We start from the raw sequence: 18,380 nt of genomic DNA, 5'->3' as shown, positions 1-18,380 counted from the left end.
CACTCGTCCCTTCGCCGGGCGGTTCCGTCGGCCGTACAACCTGAGGAAGCTGGCGTGGCGCCGATCCTCCGTCTCGTCCTCGACAATATGGCGGAGGGGGTGTGCGTGGCCGGCTGCGACGGCCGCATCATAACCGCCAACCCGGCGGCGGAGGCGGTCTTCGGTCCGCTGGGCGGCGTCGCCTTCGATGCGCATTTCGGAAACCGCCTGCGGCTGGAGGACGGGGTCAGCCCGTGCCCGGAAGCGCTTTGGCCGATGGGCCGGGCGATCCGCGGCGAGACGATGGACCGCGAGAGCCTGTATCTCGCCGCCGCCGTTTCCGGCGAAGCAGGCGTCTGGCTGCGGGTGAACGCCCGGCCCCTGGTTCGGGACGGCCGGTCGGTCGGCGGCGTGCTGGTGTTCCGCGACATCACCCAGGTCAAGGCGGTGGAGGACCGGATCGCCTGGCTGGCCCATTTCGATCCTTTGACCGGCCTTCCCAACCGTGTCGAGTTCCGCCGGCGCCTGGAGGCGGCGATTGCCGCGGCAGGGCGGGACGGCACCCGGCTGGCGGTGATGCTGCTCGATTTCGACGGCTTGAAGGAGATCAACGACCAGTTCGGCCATGCGGTGGGCGACGAGCTTCTCGTCGCGGTGGCCCGCCGGCTGCGCGACGCGCTGGAGGCCGGGGCGACGGTCGCGCGGCTGGGCGGCGACGACTTCGCAATCATCGTCGAGGAGGGCGGCGGCCGGACGGCCGATGCGGCCTCGCAGTCCCTGATCCAGGCGATGGCCGAACCGTTTCCGCTTGCTGGCGGCCGGCACCGGCTGACTGTCAGCATCGGCGTGGTCGGTCATCCCGCGCAGGGCGACGGTGCCGACGACCTGCTGCGCAAGGCGGACATGGCGATGTACCGGGCCAAGGAGCGCGGCGGCAGCACGGTCTGCCGGTATGACCCGGCGATGACGGACGCGGCGGCCGAGCGGACCCGGCTGCGCGGGCTGCTGGCCGGCGCGCTGGAGCGCGGCGAGTTCCATCTCGCCTACCAGCCGCTGGTCGAGGCGGCCGGTGGCCGTCCCGTCGGGGTCGAGGCGCTTCTGCGCTGGCAGCCGCCGGGCGACGCGGCGCCCGTTCCGCCATCGGTGTTCATTCCCCTGTGCGAGGCGAGCGGCCTGATCCTGCCCATCGGCCGCTGGGTGCTGGAAACCGCCTGCCGGCAGATCCGGAGCTGGGCGGACGGTGGCGGGCCGCCCTTGGAGGTCGCGGTCAACGTATCGCCGCGCCAGCTTCGCGACCCCGCCCTGCTGGAGAATGTGCGGACGGTGCTGGAGACGACCGGCATCGATCCCGCCCTGCTGGTGCTGGAGGTGACCGAGGGGTTGCTGATCGAGGATATGGAGTACAGCCGCCATGTGCTGACCGGGCTGAAGCGGCTGGGGGTGCGGCTGGCGCTGGACGATTTCGGCACCGGCTATTCCAGCCTCAGCTATCTCAACAGCCTGCCGTTCGACGTGCTGAAGATGGACGGATCCTTCACCCGCAATCTGGGAGCTGCGGATCTGGACAATGCCGGCGGGCAGGCGGTCGCCCGCGCCATCATCGGGCTGGCGCGCAGCCTGTCGATGACCCTGGTCGCCGAGGGGGTGGAGACGCCGGCCCAGCATGGCTGGCTGGCGGCGAACGGCTGCCGCCTGATCCAGGGTTATCTCATCGGACGGCCGGAACCGGCGCCGTCCGCCGCCGCCCTGGTCGCCCGGCTGGCCGCCGAGCATGAGCGCCGGCAGAATGAACGATTGGATTTTGTGATTTGACTCCGACAAGGACAGGTTGCGGCGTTAAATCTACTTGCTGAATAGGCTAAAGGGGATATTCTCTTCTCATTCGATGGGAAATGCGGCCCGTGCCCGCAGGCCCGTTCAAGCGGAGAGGACGATCTGTGAGCGTGGCGAACGACGAGTATGCTCCTTCCGGCGAGGATGCGATCCCCGCGATACTCGGGCGTCACCTGCGGCGTCTGCGCACCCGCCAGGGCCTGTCGCTGGAACGGCTGGCGCGGCTGTCCGGGGTCAGCAGGGCGATGCTTGGGCAGATCGAGCTTGGACGCAGCGCGCCGACCATCACCGTGCTGTGGAAGATCGCCCGTGCGCTCGATGTCACGCTGGCATCGCTGACCCGGTTCACCGAGCAGGGCGGGGTGGTGGTGCGCCAATCCCAGACCAGGACGCTGGTTTCCCCCGATGGGCTGGCCCAGTCGCGGCTGCTGGCACCGCCGGGGGAGGGAAGGGGGGCCGATGTCTTCGAGATCCGCCTGCATCCCGGCGGCAGCGAGGTCGGCGGCAGCCATCCGCCGGGGACCGGCGCGCATCTGGTCGTCGCGGAGGGCGTGGTCGAGCTTCGGGCCGCCGGCGCCCTGAATCGGCTGGCTGCCGGCGACACGATTCTGTTCGACGCCGACGGTCCCTATGCCTGCGTGAATGTCGGCGACGGCGATTCCCTGCTGTTCCTCGTGCTGTCGCACAGCGAAATCCTGCCCTGAGGCGTCCTCTCCGCACCCGCCGTCATGCAGATGCGGAACGGCGCGCGGCGCTGCATCCGCATACGCGAAGATGCAGCTTGACAGCCAAAAATTCCTACTATCATACTAGTGAAATCATATTTAAACACAAAACACTATTGTGTTTTGTCCGCGTCCCATCCTCCGGGCCATCCTGTTCCGGGCCATCGTGCAAACCCTCACCGGCCCTCGGCCCGGTGGGACAGACCAGCAAGGGCATGCCATGACGTCCATTGTTTCCCGTTTCGTCCTGCTGCGCGCCACGGTGCTGGCCGCCGGTGTGGCGTCCCTGCTTGGCGGCGCGGCATTCGCCGAAACGCCGCAGAACGGCGGCACGCTGACCGCCATCGTTCAGCCCGAGCCGGTCACCCTGACCTCGGCGATCAACACGGCGGCGCCGACCGGCTTCATCAGCGGCAACGTCTTCGACGGCCTGATCGATTACGACCTCGACCTCAACCCCAAGCCGGCCCTGGCCGAGCGATGGGAGGTGGCGCCCGACGGCCTGTCCATCACCTTCTTCCTGCGCAAGGACGTGACCTGGCACGACGGGCATCCCTTCACCGCCGCCGATGTGAAATGGACGCTGGAGAATGTCTGGAAGACGATCCACCCGCGCAACCAGGCGACCTTCGGGCGGGTGACGCAGGTCGACACGCCGGACGACCACACCGTCATCCTGCGCCTCAGCGAGCCGTCGCTGGCCATTCTGAGTTCGGTCAACTCCAACGGCGCGCAGGTGCTGCCCAAGCATCTCTACGAGGGGACCGACGTCCTCAACAATCCCTACAACCTGAAGCCGGTCGGCACCGGCGCCTTCGTCTTCAAGGAGTGGAGCAAGGGCAATTACCTGATCCTGGAGCGCAACCCGAACTATTGGGACAAGGGCAAGCCCCATCTCGACCGGGTCGTCTTCAAGGTGATCCCCGATGCCGCCGCCCGCGCCGCGGCGCTGGAGAAGGGCGACGTGCAGTATGCGGTGTTCAGCCCGGTGCCGCTGAAGGACGCCGAGCGGCTGGGCAAGCTGCCGACCCTGAAGATCGAGACGCGCGGCTACGAGTGGATCTCGCCCTGGCTGTTCTTCGACCTGAACGTCGACAACAAATATCTGAAGGACGTGCGGGTCCGCCGCGCCATCGCCCACGCCATCGACCGCAAGGCGATCTCCAACATCGTCTGGTACGGCTTCGCCAAGCCGGCGATCAGCCCGGTGCCGTCGACACTGCCCGCCTTCCACGACGCCACCGTTCCGCAATACGAGTTCGACGTCAAGAAGGCCGAGGCGCTGCTCGACGAGGCCGGCTACAAGCGCGGTCCCGATGGGGTGCGCTTCGCGTTGACCCATGACTTCATCCCCTACGGCGACGACTACAAGCGCACCGGCGAGTATCTGAAGCAGGCGCTGAAGCGCGTCGGCATCGAGGTGACGATCCGCAGCCAGGACACCGCCGCCTTCACCAAGCGCGTCTACGGCGACCGCGACTTCGACATTTCCAGCGCCTGGTTCGCCGCCTTCTCCGACCCGCAGGTCGGGGTGACGCGCGCCTACTGGTCGGGCTGGGTCGGCAAGAACACGCCCTGGACCAACGGCTCGGGATACCGCAACCCGGAGGTCGACGCCCTGATCGCCCAGGCCCAGGGACAGGCGCGCCAGGAGGACCGCATCGCCACCTTCAAGAAGATCCAGCAGATCGTCCAGACCGACCTGCCGTCGATCCCGCTGGCCGAACTGAAGTTCTTCTCGGTCCACGCCGCCAACCTGAAGGACGTGGTGACCCACGGCGACCAGATCTACGGCTCGCTGAAGGATGCCTGGTTCGACAAGGCTGCATCGAACTGATCATGGCCGGATTCTCGATGCCCGGATCCTCGAAGCCTGCGGCCCGGATCGGCCGGTGGCGGCTCCGCTTCTGGGCGGGGAGGCTGCTTCACATGGCGCTGGTCGTGCTCGGCATCGCCGTCGTCAATTTCTTCCTGCTGCATCTGGCCCCCGGCGACGCGGCCCAGGTGCTGGCGGGGGAGGCGGGATCGGCCACGCCGGAATACATGGCCGCCCTGCGCCGCCAGTTCGGGCTGGATCAGCCGTTGCCGGTCCAGTTCGTCCAGTATCTCGGCAACCTGCTGACCTTCAACCTCGGCTTCTCCTTCCGGCATGGCCTGCCGGTGCTGGAACTGATCGGGCAGCGGCTGCCGGCCACCCTGCTGCTGATGACCGCCAGCATCGGGTTCGCGGTGCTGGCCGGATCGGCGCTCGGCGTGGTCGCCGCGCGCAACGCCGGGCGGCTGGCGGATACGCTGATCTCGACGCTGGCCCTGCTGTTCTATGCCACGCCGGTGTTCTGGATCGGACTGGTGCTGGTGGTGGTCTTCTCGGTCGGGCTGGACTGGCTGCCGGTCGGCGGCATGACCAGCGTCGAGGCCGGCTATGGCGGCTGGGACCATGTCAAGGACGTCGCCCGTCATCTGGTGCTGCCGGCGGCGACCCTCGGGCTGTTCTACCTCGCCATCTACACCCGCCTGATGCGGGCGGCGATGCTGGAGGTGACGACCCAGGACTTCGTCCGCACCGCCGTCGCCAAAGGGTTGAAGCCGCGCCGCATCGCGCTGCGCCACGTGCTGCGCAACGCGCTGCTGCCCGTCGTGACCATGCTCGGGGTGCAGGTCGGCTCGATCCTCGGCGGGGCGGTGCTGGTGGAGACCATCTTCGCCTGGCCGGGGCTGGGGCGCCTCGCCTTCGAGGCGCTGTTCCAACGCGACCTGAACCTGCTGCTCGGCATCCTGCTGTGCAGCTCGGCGGTGGTCGTGGTCGTCAATCTCGCGGTCGATCTCCTCTACACGGTGCTCGACCCGCGCATCGAGCTTGCCAGATGAGCATCGCCCAATCCGTCCTTCCCGCCGCGGAGGAGCGGCCCGTCCGCCGCGGCCTGTTCGCCCGCCTGCTGCGCCGGCCGTCGCCGGTCGCCGGGCTGGTCCTGCTCGGCGCCATCCTCGCCATGGCGGCGCTGGCCGACGTCGCCTATCCGGTCGATCCGCTCGACATGGTGGGCACGCCCTTCCTCTGGCCGGGCGCCGATCCCGATTTCCCGCTCGGCACCGACATGATGGGGCGCGACATCGCCGCCGGCATCTTCCACGGCGCGCGGGTGTCGCTGCTGATCGGCGGGGTGGCGACGCTGGTGTCGCTGGTCATCGGCGTCGGCGTCGGCGCCATCGCCGGCTTCTTCCGGGGCCGCGCCGACCACGCGCTGATGCATGTGACGGAGCTGTTCCAGACCATCCCGCCCTTCCTGTTCGCCATCGTCATCGTCGCCATCCTGCAGCCGACCATGACCAATGTGGTGCTCGCCATCGGGCTGACCTCCTGGCCCAGCCTGGCCCGGCTGGTGCGGGCGGAGGTGCTGCGCCTGCGCGACGGCGAGATGGTCCAGGCCAGCATCGTGCTCGGCCTGTCGGATGCGCGGATCATCCTGACCCATGTGCTGCCCAACGTGCTGGCGCCGATCGTCGTGTCGGCCTCGATCATGGTGGCGTCGGCGATCCTGACGGAATCGAGCCTCGCCTTCCTGGGCCTGGGGGATCCCAACATCGTCAGCTGGGGCAGCATGGTCGGCGCCGGCCGCGAGGTGCTGCGCACCGACTGGTACGTCGCCACCGTGCCGGGTCTCGCCATCGTCGCGGCGGTGCTGGCCCTGAACCTGCTCGGCGACGGGCTGAACGACGCTCTCGATCCCAGGCAGAACCGCCGATGACCGCATCATCCCCTGTGCTGGAGGTGGAGGATCTGTCCATCCGCTTCCAGGAGCGCGGGCGCAGCCTGCTGGCGGTGCGCAACCTGTCCTTCCAGGTGGCGCGCGGCGAAACGCTGGCCATCGTCGGCGAGTCCGGCTGCGGCAAGTCGATCACCGCGCTGGCCCTTCTCGGCCTGGTCCCGCCGCCGGGCCGCGCCGAGGGCAAGGCGATCCGGCTGGAGGGACGCAACCTGCTGGGGCTCGGTCCCGAGGCTCTGCGCGATGTCCGCGGCCGCCGCATCGCCATGGTCTTCCAGGAGCCGATGACCACGCTCAACCCGGTGCTGACCATCGGCGAGCAGATCGTCGAGACCATCCGCGACCATGAACCGGCGAGCCGCCGCGAGGCCCGCGACCGCGCGCTGACGCTGCTGGAGCGCGTCCACATCCCCGACCCGGTCCGCCGCTTCGGCGAGCACCCGCACCGGCTGTCCGGCGGGATGCGCCAGCGGGTGGTGATCGCCATGGCGCTGGCCTGCAACCCGGCGGTTCTGGTCGCCGACGAGCCGACGACGGCGCTCGACGTCACCATCCAGGCGCAGATTCTCGACCTGATCGACGAGCTGAAGCAGGGCGGCATGGGCGTCGTTCTCATCACCCACGATCTGGGCGTCGTCGCCGGCCATGCCGAGCGGGTGCTGGTGATGTATGCCGGCCGCAAGGTCGAGGAGCGCGCCGCCGCCGACCTGTTCGCAACCCCGCTGCACCCCTACACCCGCGGCCTGATCGCCGCCCGCCCGCGCCGCCGCGTCGAGGGCGGGGAGCGCCCCCGGCTGGTCGAAATTCCCGGCACCGTGCCGTCGCTGGCGGCGATGCCGCCGGGCTGTGCCTTCGCCCCGCGCTGCGCGTCGGCGACGGAAGACTGCACCGCGGCCGAACCGCCCCTGACATCGTTGGAAGACGGGCAGGTCGCCTGCCTCCGCGTCGGAGACTTCCTTGCCCCAAGCCACAGCCTTCCCCATGCCCGCCTCGCCTGACCCCGTGCGCCCCGATGCCGGGGAGGGAGAGCCGCTGCTGGCGGTCGAGGACCTCGTCGTCCGTTACGATACGCCTCAGGGTGTCGTCCACGCGGTGGACGGGGTGTCGCTGACCGTCGGGCGGGGCGAGACGCTCGGCCTCGTGGGCGAGTCGGGGTGCGGGAAATCGACGCTCGGCCGGGCGATCCTGCGGCTGATCGAGCCGGCGTCCGGCCGCATCCGTCTGGACGGCGAGGATCTGTCCGGCAAGAGCCGGGCGGCGCTGCGCCCGATCCGGCGCAAGTTGCAGATGGTGTTCCAGGACCCGTTCGGCTCGCTCGATCCCCGCTGGACCGTCGGGCAACTGCTCGCCGAGCCGCTGCATGTCCACGGCATCGGCCGGCGGTCGGAGCGGCGCGACCGCGTCGCCGGGCTGCTCGCCCGCGTCGGCTTGCCCGCGGATGCGGCCTCGCGCCATCCGCACGAGTTTTCCGGCGGCCAGCGCCAGCGCATCGGCATCGCCCGCGCGCTCGCCCTGTCGCCGGCGCTGGTGGTCTGCGACGAGCCGGTGTCGGCGCTCGACGTCTCGGTGCAGGCGCAGATCCTCAATCTGCTGGACGATCTGCAACGCGACCTCGGCGTCGCCTTCCTGTTCATCAGCCACGACCTGTCGGTGGTCGAACACATCGCCGACCGGGTCGGCGTGATGTATCTCGGCCGCATCGTCGAGACCGCCCCGCGCGCGGCGCTGTGGCGGCGTCCGCTGCACCCCTATACCCGGGCGCTGTTCGATGCGGTCCCCGATCTGGACCGGCCGGCGGAGCGGCGGACGCGGGCGGCGTTGACCGGCGACCTGCCCAGCGCCTTCGCGCCGCCGGCCGGCTGCCGTTTCCACACCCGCTGCCCCCTGGCGGTCGAGCGGTGCCGCCATGAGGCGCCATCCCTGCGTGCCATCGGCGATGCGGACCACCTCGTCGCCTGTCACCTTGCCGAGCCCCCGTCGAAAACCGATCTTGTCTGATCCGACAGAAGGAACCGTTCCCATGGCCCGTGTCCGCAACATCGAAATCGAGGACGTCAGCGGCGAAGCCCGTGCCGTCTACGAGCGCATCCAGCGCGACTACGGCCCCTTCGGCAACATGCTGCGCGTCTTCGCCCACCGCCCGCCGGCCTTGCGCCACGTCTTCGGGCTGCTGCTGGAATCCGCCTCCGACGCGGTGATCTCCAAACGGCATCTGGAGATCGTCCTGGTGACCGCATCGAAGGCGGCGGCCTGTGCCTACTGCGTCGCCCACCATGCCCCGCGTCTGGTCGAGCAGGGCCTGCCCGCCGAGACGGTGGAGCGCATCCTGGAGCCCGACGTGCCGGGGCTCGATCCGGTGGACCGTCTGGTTCGGGACTATGCGGCGCAGGTCACCCGCGACCCGGCGCGGGTGAGCGACGCCCTGTTCGCCCGCTTGCTTGAGCATTTCAGCGAGGAGCAGGTGGTCGAGCTGACGCTGCGCACCGCGCTCTGCGCGTTCTTCAACCGGTTCAACGAGGCGCTGGGCATCGAGATCGAGGAGGACGCCCTGACGCTGCCGCTTGCCTGAATGGCGAGGCGACCGGTCCACTGGTCTCGGCGCAGGGATCGGTCGCAAGATAGGTCGTAGGGAGAGCGTCCAAGGTTGCCTGCCGGCGGGGCTGCCGGCCGGGGATCCGCAGGGTGAGGCGTCCAGCCAAGGGAGATTTGGGGACATGGTCGATTACCGCAATCTTGGCCGCAGCGGACTGAAGGTTCCGCCGCTGGCGCTGGGCACCATGATGTTCGGCGGGCAGACCGACGAGGCGACAGCCCACCGCATCGTCGCGAAGGCGCGGGCTCAGGGCTTCACCTTCATCGACACGGCCGACGTCTATCATCGCGGCGCGTCGGAGCGGGTGGTCGGAAGCGCGATCCGCGGCGACCGCGACGCCTGGGTGCTGGCGACCAAGTTCGCCAACCCGATGGGGGAGGGGCCGAACAGCAGGGGCATCTCGCGCAAGTGGATCGTCGAAGCGGTGGAGAACAGCCTGCGCCGCCTCGGCACCGACTACATCGACATCGCCTATATCCACCGGGCGCCGTTCGACGCACCGCTGGACGAGGCGGTGCGGGCCATCGCCGACCTGATCCGGGCCGGCAAGCTGCGCTATTTCGGCGTGTCCAACTTCACCGGCTGGCGGATCGCCGAGATCGTCCATCTGGCCGACGCCCACGGCATCGACCGGCCGGTGGCGAGCCAGCCGCTTTACAACATCGTCGACTGCAAGGCGGAGGTGGAGCAGCTTCCGGCCGCGGGCCATTACGGGATCGGCGTCGTCTCCTACTCGCCGCTCGCCCGCGGCGTGCTGACCGGCAAATATGTTCCCGGGGCGGCACCGGCGCCGGACAGCCGGGCCGGCCGGGCCGACCGCCGCATCCTCGAAACCGAATGGCGCCCGGAATCCCTGGCCATCGCGCAGGAGATCCAGCGCCATGCCGCCGCCCGCGGCATCTCCGCCGCCGATTTCGCCCTGGCCTGGGTGCTGAACAACCGGCTGGTCACCGCCGCAATCGCCGGTCCCCGCACCGAGGAGCAGTGGGACGCCTATGTGCGGGCGCTCGATTACCGCTTCACCGCCGAGGACGAGGCGCTGGTCGACCGTCTGGTGTCGACGGGCAATGCGTCCACCCCCGGCTACAACGACCCCGGCCATCCGGTCGAGGGCCGCGTCCCGCGCATCCCGGCGGGCGGCCCGGTGCCGGACTGACGGACCGCCTGCCGCCGATGGCGACGCCAGAAAAGATCTGCGCCGCCGTCACCGGCGCAGCGAGCGGTCCAGGCCGCGCAGGATCGGCAGGACGATGTCGATGACCGGCGTCGGAACGGAGCGTTCCCTGGCAAAGGCCTGGACCTGACCGAGCAGGCATTCGACCTCGGTGCTCCGGCCGAGCAGGACGTCCTGCAACATGGACGGCCGGGTTTCCGACCGTGTGGCGGCCCACACCGTTGAATCGGCCATCGTATCGTCGGCATCGCCATGCTGGGTCAGATCATAGCCGAGCGCCCGGGCGGTGTCGGTCACCTCGTCGGCGATGCGCCGTCCGAGTTCCGCCAGCTCCGGGTCGGCGGCCCGGTCCTTCGCCGACAATCGGGTCAGGGCGGCCAGTGGATTGCCCGGCGCGTTGACCAGCAGCTTGCGCCAGATGTCGGTCCGGATGTCGGTCGACAGCAGGGCGGGCATGCCGGCGCCGGTGAACAGTTCGACCAGTCCGCGGGCCCGCGGGCTGTCGCCGCCGTCGGGTTCGCCGATGGTGAAGCGGCTGTGCGCGCCGTGGATGACGACCCCCGGTTCGACGATCTCGTTGGGCGACATCACGACGCCCCCCAGCGCCCGCTCCGGCCCGACCTGTCGCCAGAGCGCGGCATCGGGATCGAGCAGCGGCAGCGGACCGCCGCCCTCCCGCAGGCCGCCTTCCCGCAGGCCATAGTTCCACCACCACGGGATCCCGTTCAACAGGAAGACCGCGACCCCGTCGGAAGCCAGCAGCCGGGCGAGCGCGCCTGCCGCCGCCGGCAGGGCCGGCGCCTTCAGCGTGACGACGACGATGTCCTGCGGCGGCAGGGTCGACGGATCGTCGGTCGCCACCGGCAGCGCGACGCGGAACTCTTCCCGATTGCTCCGGAAGGTCAGACCATGCTCGCGCATCGCTGCCAGATGAGGACCGCGCGCGACGACGGCGACGCCGGGGATACCGGCGTGCAGCAGCCTCGCCGCCACATGGCTGCCCACCGCGCCCGCCCCGAAGATGCAGATCCGCGGGGCGGTCATCGCGCCGCCGCCGGTCCGATGCGGAAACCGGCGGCTTCCGGCGTGCCGACGGCCTCCGGCAGCGACAGTTCCCAATCGAGATAGGCGCGCGACGCTTCGAGATTGCCGCTGTGGCGGTCATGGAGCCAGAACAGATGGTCGATGCGGTCGGCGTCGGCAGGCTCGGACGGCGACGGGACGACCGCAAGCCCGGCGGCCGTCCAGGCCGCCTCGCCGCCGGGAAGGACCGCGGCCGGAATGCCGGCCTCTTCCAGATCCAGGGCGAGGAGATGGGCGGTCACCGGATCCCGCCCCGTCACCACGACCCCGGCCGCGCGGTCGAACCGTTCCGGCGGGCCGAGGTGCGAGCGGTTGGCCCAGAGCGCTCCCGCCGGGTGGGCGCGGCGGTAGTCGCCGCTGGAATCCGAGAAGAGCAGAGCCGCACCGCGCCGCAGCCGGTCGCCGGCCTCGTCGGCGGACAGTACCGTCGCCAGCGGTGGGGCGGCGGGCACCGCATGGGCGGCAGGCGGCGCGGTCCCCGACACCAGCCCGGGCAGGACCAGCGCATCCCAGCCGAGCTGGCGCAGCCAGTGCGCCGTCACGGTGGCGCGCACACCGTCGTCGTCGGTCAGCACGATCCGTGCCCCGCGGGTGGCCGCCCATTTGTCGAGCGCCTGCACCAGCTGCCCGCCCTGGGCGGATGGAACCCCCTCGGCATGCCCCCCGGCATGCTCGGCCGGCGGGCGGACGTCGAAGAGATAGGTGGTTCGGGCGGGATCGGCACGCAGCCGCTCCAGCGCGGCGCGGTCGATCACCGGGACGGCGAAGCGCCGGGCAAGATCGGCGGCGCGCCGCTGCGCCGTTTCGCCGGCCTCCGGCCCCACCGGCGGCCGGGGCGGAAGCGGGGTATCGCGCTCCAGCTCGAAGCCGGCAAGGCGCCAGCCCTGGGTTCCGCCCGACAGGACGACCACGCGGTTGGGAACGCCGGCGTTGATCAGCGCCTGCGCGCCGATGATGCCGCGCGTCCGTCCGGCACAGGACACGACGACGAGGCTGTCCGGCGAGGGAACGAGGTCGGCGAAGCGGTGGACGATCTCGGCACCCGGCGCGCTGACGGCGCCCGGCACATGGAAACGCTCGAACTCTTCCACGGTGCGGCTGTCGAGGATCACCAGATCGGCCCCGGCCCGGATGAGCCGGTCGAGTTCAGCCGCCTCGATGTCAGGCGTATGATAGGCATGTTCGACGCATTCGGCGAAGGCCTTGCCCGGCACGTTGACGCTGGGGAAGAGCGTCAGGCCGGCGGCGGACCAGGCCTCCACCCCGCCGGCCAGCACATGGACGCCGGTATAGCCGAGCGCCGAGAGCCGGCTGGCCGCCCGCGCGGCGACCGTTTCCCCTGCCAGCAGGACGATGCGGGTGTCGGCGCGCGGGACGAGCGCGGCGATGTCGAACTCCAGCCGGCTGAACGGAATGTTGACGGCGAGAAGCGGGTGTCCCTCGCCGAAGGAGCCCTCCTCGCGCAGGTCGAGGAAGGCGATCTCGCCGCCGTCCTCCAGCCAGTGCAGAAGCGTCCGGGGATCGATGCCGGTCGTCCCGGCCGGCGTCTTAATCGGCGTCTTGGCCGGGGCGTGGGGGAAGGCGGTCACGGCGGTGCCCTTTCGGTCGAAAACGGAGACGGTCATTCGCGGTAGCCGGGGTTCTGGCGGTCGAGCAGCCGCTTGAGGGCGCCGAAATGCAGCTCGTGGCCCGACGGCACGCCTGGGGCCAGCGGGGTGCCGGTGATGGTGGCGTGGACATGCGCGACCATCTCGGCGGGCAGTTCGCGCAGCGGCTTGCCGGTCCATTGGGCGAAGATCTGCACCCGCGCCGCCCGCTCCAGCGTATAGAGCCGGTCATAGGCTTCCGAGACGGTCCGGCCGGCGACCAGCACGCCGTGGTGCGCCATGATCAGGATGGTCTTGTCGCCGAGGATGTCGGCCAGACGCTCGCCCTCGGCCGGGTCGCGGGCGAGGCCGGTGTAGTCGTCGTCATAGGCGATCTCGGCGATCAGCTGGGCCTCGGTGTGCCCGATCGGCAGCAGCCGCTGGTCCTGCAACCGGGTCAGCGCGCTGGTGTAGGGCATGTGGGTGTGGAACAGCGCGGCGTGCTGCGGCTTGCGCCGGTGGATGGGGGCGTGGATGCAGAAGGCGGAGCGCTGGAGCGGTCCCTTGCCGTCGAGCAGGCGGCCGTCGTAATCGACGGTGAGCAGGTCGCCGGCCTTGATCTCCGACCAGTGCAGCCCGAGCGGGCTGACATAGAATCGGTCGTCATGTCCCGGCACCGCCAGGGTGAAATGGTTGTAGATGCCCTCGCTCATCTCCTGGATCACCGCCAGGCGCTGGGCCGCGGCCAGATCGACGCGGGCCTGCCTCTGTTCGGCCGTCTCGAAACTCGGGTCATGCGCGGGGACGGGCTTGCCGGTGACGGCGTTCATTGGACGGTGTCCTTCTGCAGGGAATGGGGGAGGGACGGGGCTGCCGCGCCACCGAGTGCGCCATCGGGCGCGGTATGGAGATGACAGGCGACCGCATGTCCGGGGGCGATCTCGGCCAGCCGCGGCGTCTGCTCGCGGCACAGGCGGGTCGCGAAGGGGCAGCGGCCGGCGAAGCGGCATCCTGGTGGCGGATCCTGCGGTGCCGGCAGGTCGCCCGGCAGCAGCCGGGTCCGATCCAGCCCGCGCCGTTCCGGTTCCATGCGCGGAACCGCGGCGATCAGCGCCTGGGTGTAGGGGTGGGCCGGCGACCGCCACAAGGCCGCGCGGTCGGCGATCTCGACGATCTGGCCGAGATACATCACGGCGATCCGGTCGGCGAGATGCTGGACCACCGAGAGGTCGTGGCTGATGAACAGGTAGGCGATCCCGCGCGACGCCTGGAGGTCGGCCAGCAGGTTGAGGATCTGCGCCTGGAGCGAGACGTCGAGCGCCGAGACCGGCTCGTCGCAGACGATCAGGCTCGGCTCCAGCATCAGGGCGCGGGCGATGGCGATGCGCTGGCGCTGGCCTCCGGAGAACTCGTGCGGAAGCCGGTCCGCCATCTCCGGATGCAGCCCGACCTGGGCCATGACCTCGTGCACCCTGTCGCGCCGCTCGCTCCGGCCGCCCCGGCCATGCACGGCCAGCGGCTCCTCCAGGGCGCGGCGGATGCGCTGGCGCGGGTCGAGCGAGGCCGCCGGGTCCTGGAACACCATCTGGAAGCGGCGGCGGTGCGGGCGCAGATGGCGGCCGTTCAGCCGGCCGATGTCCACCCCGTCGAGCCGGATGGCGCCGGAATGCGGATCGACGATCCGCATGATCGCCTTGCCGAGCGAGGATTTGCCGCAGCCTGACTCGCCGACCAGACCCAGCGTCCTGCCGGCGTGCAGGGCGAAGGACACGCCGTCCACCGCCATCAGGGAGCCGCGCCGGGTGGCGTAGCGGACACGGAGATCCTCGACCTCCAGAAGCGCGCTCATTCCGCCGCCCTCCATTGGCTGCGGTCGGCCCATCGCGGGACCTGCCGGGGCGTCCAGGCCGGCAGCCCGGCCCTGTGGCAGGCGACCGCCGCCTGCCCGTGCCGCTGCAACGGCGGGACGGCGGCGCAGCCGGCGTCGGCGTCGGCGCAGCGCGGAGCGAAGGCGCAGCCCGGCGGGATCGCGCCGGGCAGGGGCACCAGGCCGGGAATTTCCTGCAGCCGCTGCCGCGGCGGCGGCTCGCCCAGCGTCAGCCGTGGCTTGGCCCCCATCAGCCGGCGGGTGTAGGGATGCAGCGGGGCGGCGAACAGGCCGGGCGTGTCCTGCTCCTCGACCTTGCGTCCGGCATACATGACCAGCACGCGGTCGGCGGTTTCGGCAACGACGCCGAGGTCGTGGGTGATGAGGATCAGCCCCATGCCGAGGTCGCGGCGCAGCTCGTCGAGCAGGCAGAGGATCTGCGCCTGGATGGTGACGTCGAGCGCCGTCGTCGGCTCGTCGGCGATCAGCAGGGAGGGGTTGGCGGCGATGGCGATGGCGATGGCGACCCGCTGGCGCATGCCCCCCGAGAAGCGGTGCGGATGGTCGTCGAGGCGGCGATGGGCGTCGGGAATATGGACGAGATCCAGCAGCTCCGCCGCCCGCGCCCGCGCCGCCCGGGCACCGAGCGGGCTGTGGGCGCGCACCGCCTCGGCGACCTGTTCGCCGACGGTCAGCACCGGATTGAGCGCCGACATCGGGTCCTGGAAGACGATGCCGACGCGGTCGCCGCGCACGGCGCGCATCCGCGCCTCTGGCAGGCCGGTCAGGTCCAGCCCGTCGAGCCGCACCCGTCCACCGATCCTTCCCGGCGGCGCCACCAGCCGGGTCAGCGCCAGCGCCGTCATCGACTTGCCGCAGCCGGATTCACCGACGATGGCCAGCGTCTCGCCGGCTTCGACCGAGAAGGACAGCCGATCGACGACGACGGCGTCGCCGAAACGGACGGTCAGGTCTTCGACCTCGAGCAGGCTCATGGGTCACCTCACGGGGGTGCGGGGATTGAGGAGGTCGTTCAGGCCGTTGCCGATCAGCATGAAGCCCATGACGGTGAGGAAGATCGCGCCGCCGGGAAGCGCCGTCATGTACCAGGCGGTGCGCAGCATCGGCCGGCCGGCGCCGACCATGCTGCCCCAGCTCATGCCGTTGGGGTCGCCGAGACCGAGGAAGGACAGCGAGGCGTCGGACAGGATCGCCTGGGCCACCAGGATCGAGGCGGCGACCACGACCGGCGCCAAACTGTTCGGCAGCACATGCAGCAGGACGATCCGCCCATGTCCCATGCCCAGCGTGACCGCGGCGTCGACATAGTCCAGCCGGCGCACCCGAACCGCCTCCGCCCGCACCAGCCGGGCGATCTGCGGCCAGGCGGTGATGCCGATGGCGAAGCTGATGCTGGCGGTGGTCGGCCCGAGGATCACCACCAGGATGATGGTAAAGAGCAGGCTCGGCATGGTCTGGAACAGTTCGCTGATCCGCATCAGCACGTCGTCGACGGCGCCGCCGAAATAGCCGGCCAGCACGCCCGCGGCGATGCCGACCAGCAGCGCCAGCGCCGCCGCGGCGATGCCGACGGTCAGCGAGGTGCCGGCGGAGTGGGCCATCGCCGCCGCCATGTCGCGGCCCAGCATGTCGGTGCCGAGCGGGAAGCGGGCGTCGGCGCCGGGCCAGGTGCCGGCGGGGCCGGCCATGTCGCGCGGATCGCCCGGATAGAACAGGCCGGCGGACAGCGCGACGGCGACGACGGCGGCCAGCAGCAGCAGGCCGACCAGCAGCGCCCGCGAACCGCGCAGCCGGCGCAGCCCCGGTGTGCGCATCAGGCGCTGGAGGATGCCGCCCGGCATCCCGCCATGGGTCGGGGCGGACAGGCTCATTGACGGACCTCCACCCGAGGGTCGAGCGCCGCATAGAGCAGGTCGACCGCCAGATTGACGACGATGACGATGAAGGAGCTGCACAGGAAGATGCCGAGCAGCAGGTTGACGTCGCGCGAGAACACCGCCTCCTGCGCCAGCCGGCCGAGGCCGGGCCAGCCGAACACCGTCTCGACCACCACCGTGCCGCCGAAGATGGCGCCGAGTTGCAGGCCGGTGACCGTCACGATCGGCAGCAGGGCGTTGCGCAGCACATGGCGGATCACCACGCGGGCCTCGGTCAGCCCCTTGGCCCTGGCGGTGCGCACGAAATCGAGCCCGTAGACCTCCAGCATCGCCGAGCGGGTGATGCGGACATAGATCGACAGGAAGAACAGGCTCAGCGTCACGGCCGGCAGCACCAGATGCCGGCCGATGTCGAGCCACTCGTCCCAAAGGCCGCGGTAATCCGCCCCCACCGTCACCATCCCGGCCGACGGCAGCCAGCGCAGCTCGATGGAGAACAGCACGATCAGCATCAGCCCGACCCAAAACAGCGGGGTGGCGAAGCCCATGGTGGAGACCACCGAGATCGCCTCGTCCAGCAGGCTTCCGCGCGACCGCGCCGCCACCACGCCGAGGAGCACGCCGATCACGAGCGCGACCAGGATCGCGGTCAGCGACAGCAGGATCGTCGCCGGCAGGCGTTCGAGGATCAGCTCGCCCACCGGCATGCCCTGGCGGAAGGAATAGCCGAGGTCGAAATGCAGGATGCCCTGGATGTAGTTCACGAACTGGAGGTGGACCGGAATGTCGAGCCCGTAGAGCCGGCGCAGGTTCTCCATGAACTCCGGCGTCGCCGAGCCGGATTCTCCGGCGATGACGTCGGCGAGGTCGCCCGGCGTCAGCTTCAGCAGCAGGAAGTTCAGCAGCACGATGGCGAAGGCCATCGGCAGGGCCTGGACCAGCCGGCGGAAGACGTAGCGCAGCGATGTCGGCATGGCGTTCTCCGTGCTCGGGCGGCCGCTACAGGGCGAGGCTCTGGCCGCCGTCCACAGCGACCAGCGCACCGACCACGTAGCTCGCCCGCTCGCTGGCCAGGAACAGCGCCACCTCGGCGATCTCATGGGCCTCGCCGTAGCGGCGCAGCGGCGTGGCGGCGGCACCGGCGGCCAGCGCCTCGTCGCGGCTGACGCCGAGGCGTCTGGCCTCCAGGGCGAGGTTCTGTTCGATGCGGTCGGTCAGGGTGAAGCCGGGATTGATGGCGTTGATGCGGATGCCGTAGGGCGCGTATTCGCGGGCGAGCCCCAGCGTCGACAGCAGCAGGGCGGCGTTGGCGGAGCCGCCCGGCAGATGGGTGCCGGAGGGAATGCGGCCGCCGGTGCCGACGATGTTGACGATGGCGCCGATCTGCCGGGGCGGCGGCAGCCGGGTGTCCGTCCGGCCGTCCGCCCCCGCCCTGCGCCGGAAGCTCCTCAGCACGGCGTCCTGGGCGTGGATGTAGGGGAAAAACTTGGCGTCCAGCCCGGCCTTCCAGGCGGCGGCGTCGAGCTCCTCGGCCGGGGTGCGCTTCGCGGCGCCGGCGCTGTTGATCAGCACCTCGACCGGGCCGAACGGGCGTTCGGCCTCGGCGACGGCACGGGCGGCCTCGGCGGCGTCGGCGAAATCGGCGGCGACCGTCGCGACCTCCAGCCCGTCGGCGGCCAGGGCGGTCTGCGCGGCGGCGAGATTCTCCAGGCTGCGCGACGCGATGACCACGCGCGCTCCCTCCTGGGCGAAGGCGCGGGCGGCGGCGAGGCCGAGCCCCTTGCTGCCGCCGGTGACGAGAACGACCTTGCCGGCAAGGGCGAGATCCATGGCGAAACTCCTGTTGATCTGGCGGTCGGGCTGTCGGGCCAGGCTGTT

Annotated in this window: 17 protein-coding genes; 9 read left to right on the top strand and 8 right to left on the bottom strand. The window is 70.6% G+C overall.

Annotated features, from left to right (window positions below; all coding sequences use genetic code 11):
• The first annotated feature begins 54 nt into the window (after positions 1-54).
• The 9 genes from CRT60_RS05725 (at position 55) to CRT60_RS05685 (ending at position 10,050) form a co-directional block, all read left to right on the top strand.
• Entirely contained in the window at positions 55-1,791 is a 1,737-nt protein-coding gene (locus CRT60_RS05725; RefSeq protein WP_244592294.1) for a bifunctional diguanylate cyclase/phosphodiesterase, read from the top strand.
• Positions 1,792-1,916: 125 nt separating this feature from the next.
• A complete protein-coding gene (locus CRT60_RS05720) occupies positions 1,917-2,516 on the top strand; it encodes a helix-turn-helix domain-containing protein (RefSeq protein ID WP_244592293.1) in 600 nt (199 codons plus the stop codon).
• A 241-nt stretch (positions 2,517-2,757) separates the two neighbouring features.
• Complete coding sequence (locus tag CRT60_RS05715; RefSeq protein WP_098735461.1) at positions 2,758-4,374, top strand: ABC transporter substrate-binding protein; 1,617 nt, start codon at positions 2,758-2,760, stop codon at positions 4,372-4,374.
• A 2-nt stretch (positions 4,375-4,376) separates the two neighbouring features.
• Complete coding sequence (locus tag CRT60_RS05710) at positions 4,377-5,405, top strand: ABC transporter permease (RefSeq protein WP_425290395.1); 1,029 nt, start codon at positions 4,377-4,379, stop codon at positions 5,403-5,405.
• Positions 5,402-6,283: an ABC transporter permease gene (locus CRT60_RS05705; protein ID WP_098735460.1), complete on the top strand. Its 882-nt coding sequence runs from the start codon at positions 5,402-5,404 to the stop codon at positions 6,281-6,283. Before CRT60_RS05710 ends, CRT60_RS05705 begins: the two co-directional genes overlap by 4 nt.
• Complete coding sequence (locus CRT60_RS05700; RefSeq protein WP_098735459.1) at positions 6,280-7,299, top strand: ABC transporter ATP-binding protein; 1,020 nt, start codon at positions 6,280-6,282, stop codon at positions 7,297-7,299. Before CRT60_RS05705 ends, CRT60_RS05700 begins: the two co-directional genes overlap by 4 nt.
• Positions 7,283-8,299, top strand: a complete 1,017-nt coding sequence (locus tag CRT60_RS05695; RefSeq protein ID WP_098735458.1) for an ABC transporter ATP-binding protein — start codon at positions 7,283-7,285, stop codon at positions 8,297-8,299. Before CRT60_RS05700 ends, CRT60_RS05695 begins: the two co-directional genes overlap by 17 nt.
• 22 nt (positions 8,300-8,321) lie before the next feature.
• Entirely contained in the window at positions 8,322-8,870 is a 549-nt protein-coding gene (locus CRT60_RS05690) for a carboxymuconolactone decarboxylase family protein (protein ID WP_098735457.1), read from the top strand.
• A gap of 145 nt (positions 8,871-9,015) precedes the next feature.
• On the top strand, positions 9,016-10,050 hold the full coding sequence (locus CRT60_RS05685) for an aldo/keto reductase (protein WP_098735456.1): 1,035 nt from the start codon (positions 9,016-9,018) through the stop codon (positions 10,048-10,050).
• Between the two features lie 48 nt (positions 10,051-10,098).
• On the opposite strand, the gene CRT60_RS05680 is transcribed toward CRT60_RS05685, so the two are convergent.
• Genes CRT60_RS05680 through CRT60_RS05645 form a run of 8 tightly spaced genes read right to left on the bottom strand, consistent with a single transcriptional unit; the run spans position 10,099 to position 18,332 of the window.
• Positions 10,099-11,112: a ketopantoate reductase family protein gene (locus CRT60_RS05680; RefSeq protein ID WP_098735455.1), complete on the bottom strand. Its 1,014-nt coding sequence runs from the start codon at positions 11,110-11,112 to the stop codon at positions 10,099-10,101.
• A complete protein-coding gene (locus CRT60_RS05675) occupies positions 11,109-12,776 on the bottom strand; it encodes a rhodanese-like domain-containing protein (RefSeq protein WP_098735454.1) in 1,668 nt (555 codons plus the stop codon). The genes CRT60_RS05680 and CRT60_RS05675 overlap by 4 nt, the downstream gene beginning before the upstream one ends.
• The gene (locus CRT60_RS05670; RefSeq protein ID WP_098735453.1) at positions 12,773-13,567 is read right to left on the bottom strand and encodes a class II aldolase/adducin family protein; all 795 of its coding nucleotides are present in this window, start codon (positions 13,565-13,567) and stop codon (positions 12,773-12,775) included. Before CRT60_RS05670 ends, CRT60_RS05675 begins: the two co-directional genes overlap by 4 nt.
• On the bottom strand, positions 13,564-14,586 hold the full coding sequence (locus tag CRT60_RS05665) for an ABC transporter ATP-binding protein (RefSeq protein WP_098735452.1): 1,023 nt from the start codon (positions 14,584-14,586) through the stop codon (positions 13,564-13,566). The genes CRT60_RS05670 and CRT60_RS05665 overlap by 4 nt, the downstream gene beginning before the upstream one ends.
• On the bottom strand, positions 14,583-15,599 hold the full coding sequence (locus tag CRT60_RS05660; RefSeq protein ID WP_098735451.1) for an ABC transporter ATP-binding protein: 1,017 nt from the start codon (positions 15,597-15,599) through the stop codon (positions 14,583-14,585). The genes CRT60_RS05665 and CRT60_RS05660 overlap by 4 nt, the downstream gene beginning before the upstream one ends.
• Before the next feature lie 3 nt (positions 15,600-15,602).
• Positions 15,603-16,496 (bottom strand): ABC transporter permease, encoded by an 894-nt coding sequence (locus CRT60_RS05655; protein WP_244592291.1) that lies wholly within the window; start codon positions 16,494-16,496, stop codon positions 15,603-15,605.
• Positions 16,493-17,476: an ABC transporter permease gene (locus CRT60_RS05650; RefSeq protein ID WP_098735450.1), complete on the bottom strand. Its 984-nt coding sequence runs from the start codon at positions 17,474-17,476 to the stop codon at positions 16,493-16,495. The genes CRT60_RS05655 and CRT60_RS05650 overlap by 4 nt, the downstream gene beginning before the upstream one ends.
• A 25-nt stretch (positions 17,477-17,501) precedes the next feature.
• Positions 17,502-18,332 (bottom strand): SDR family NAD(P)-dependent oxidoreductase, encoded by an 831-nt coding sequence (locus CRT60_RS05645; protein ID WP_098735449.1) that lies wholly within the window; start codon positions 18,330-18,332, stop codon positions 17,502-17,504.
• Between the last annotated feature and the right edge of the window lie 48 nt (positions 18,333-18,380).

The organism is Azospirillum palustre (assembly GCF_002573965.1).
In the GTDB taxonomy this organism is placed as follows: domain Bacteria; phylum Pseudomonadota; class Alphaproteobacteria; order Azospirillales; family Azospirillaceae; genus Azospirillum; species Azospirillum palustre.
This window is presented reverse-complemented; position numbering and strand designations above follow the sequence as displayed.

Bases quoted from the DNA above. Each gene is read 5' to 3' on its own strand.
- CRT60_RS05710 (WP_425290395.1), top strand. From the start codon at position 4,377: ATGGCCGGATTCTCGATGCCCGGATCCTCGAAGCCTGCGGCCCGGATC.
- CRT60_RS05665 (WP_098735452.1), bottom strand. From the start codon at position 14,586: ATGAGCGCGCTTCTGGAGGTCGAGGATCTCCGTGTCCGCTACGCCACC.
- CRT60_RS05685 (WP_098735456.1), top strand. From the start codon at position 9,016: ATGGTCGATTACCGCAATCTTGGCCGCAGCGGACTGAAGGTTCCGCCG.
- CRT60_RS05680 (WP_098735455.1), bottom strand. From the start codon at position 11,112: ATGACCGCCCCGCGGATCTGCATCTTCGGGGCGGGCGCGGTGGGCAGC.
- CRT60_RS05705 (WP_098735460.1), top strand. From the start codon at position 5,402: ATGAGCATCGCCCAATCCGTCCTTCCCGCCGCGGAGGAGCGGCCCGTC.
- CRT60_RS05675 (WP_098735454.1), bottom strand. From the start codon at position 12,776: ATGACCGTCTCCGTTTTCGACCGAAAGGGCACCGCCGTGACCGCCTTC.
- CRT60_RS05650 (WP_098735450.1), bottom strand. From the start codon at position 17,476: ATGCCGACATCGCTGCGCTACGTCTTCCGCCGGCTGGTCCAGGCCCTG.
- CRT60_RS05700 (WP_098735459.1), top strand. From the start codon at position 6,280: ATGACCGCATCATCCCCTGTGCTGGAGGTGGAGGATCTGTCCATCCGC.
- CRT60_RS05670 (WP_098735453.1), bottom strand. From the start codon at position 13,567: ATGAACGCCGTCACCGGCAAGCCCGTCCCCGCGCATGACCCGAGTTTC.
- CRT60_RS05655 (WP_244592291.1), bottom strand. From the start codon at position 16,496: ATGAGCCTGTCCGCCCCGACCCATGGCGGGATGCCGGGCGGCATCCTC.
- CRT60_RS05645 (WP_098735449.1), bottom strand. From the start codon at position 18,332: ATGGATCTCGCCCTTGCCGGCAAGGTCGTTCTCGTCACCGGCGGCAGC.
- CRT60_RS05660 (WP_098735451.1), bottom strand. From the start codon at position 15,599: ATGAGCCTGCTCGAGGTCGAAGACCTGACCGTCCGTTTCGGCGACGCC.
- CRT60_RS05715 (WP_098735461.1), top strand. From the start codon at position 2,758: ATGACGTCCATTGTTTCCCGTTTCGTCCTGCTGCGCGCCACGGTGCTG.
- CRT60_RS05695 (WP_098735458.1), top strand. From the start codon at position 7,283: ATGCCCGCCTCGCCTGACCCCGTGCGCCCCGATGCCGGGGAGGGAGAG.
- CRT60_RS05690 (WP_098735457.1), top strand. From the start codon at position 8,322: ATGGCCCGTGTCCGCAACATCGAAATCGAGGACGTCAGCGGCGAAGCC.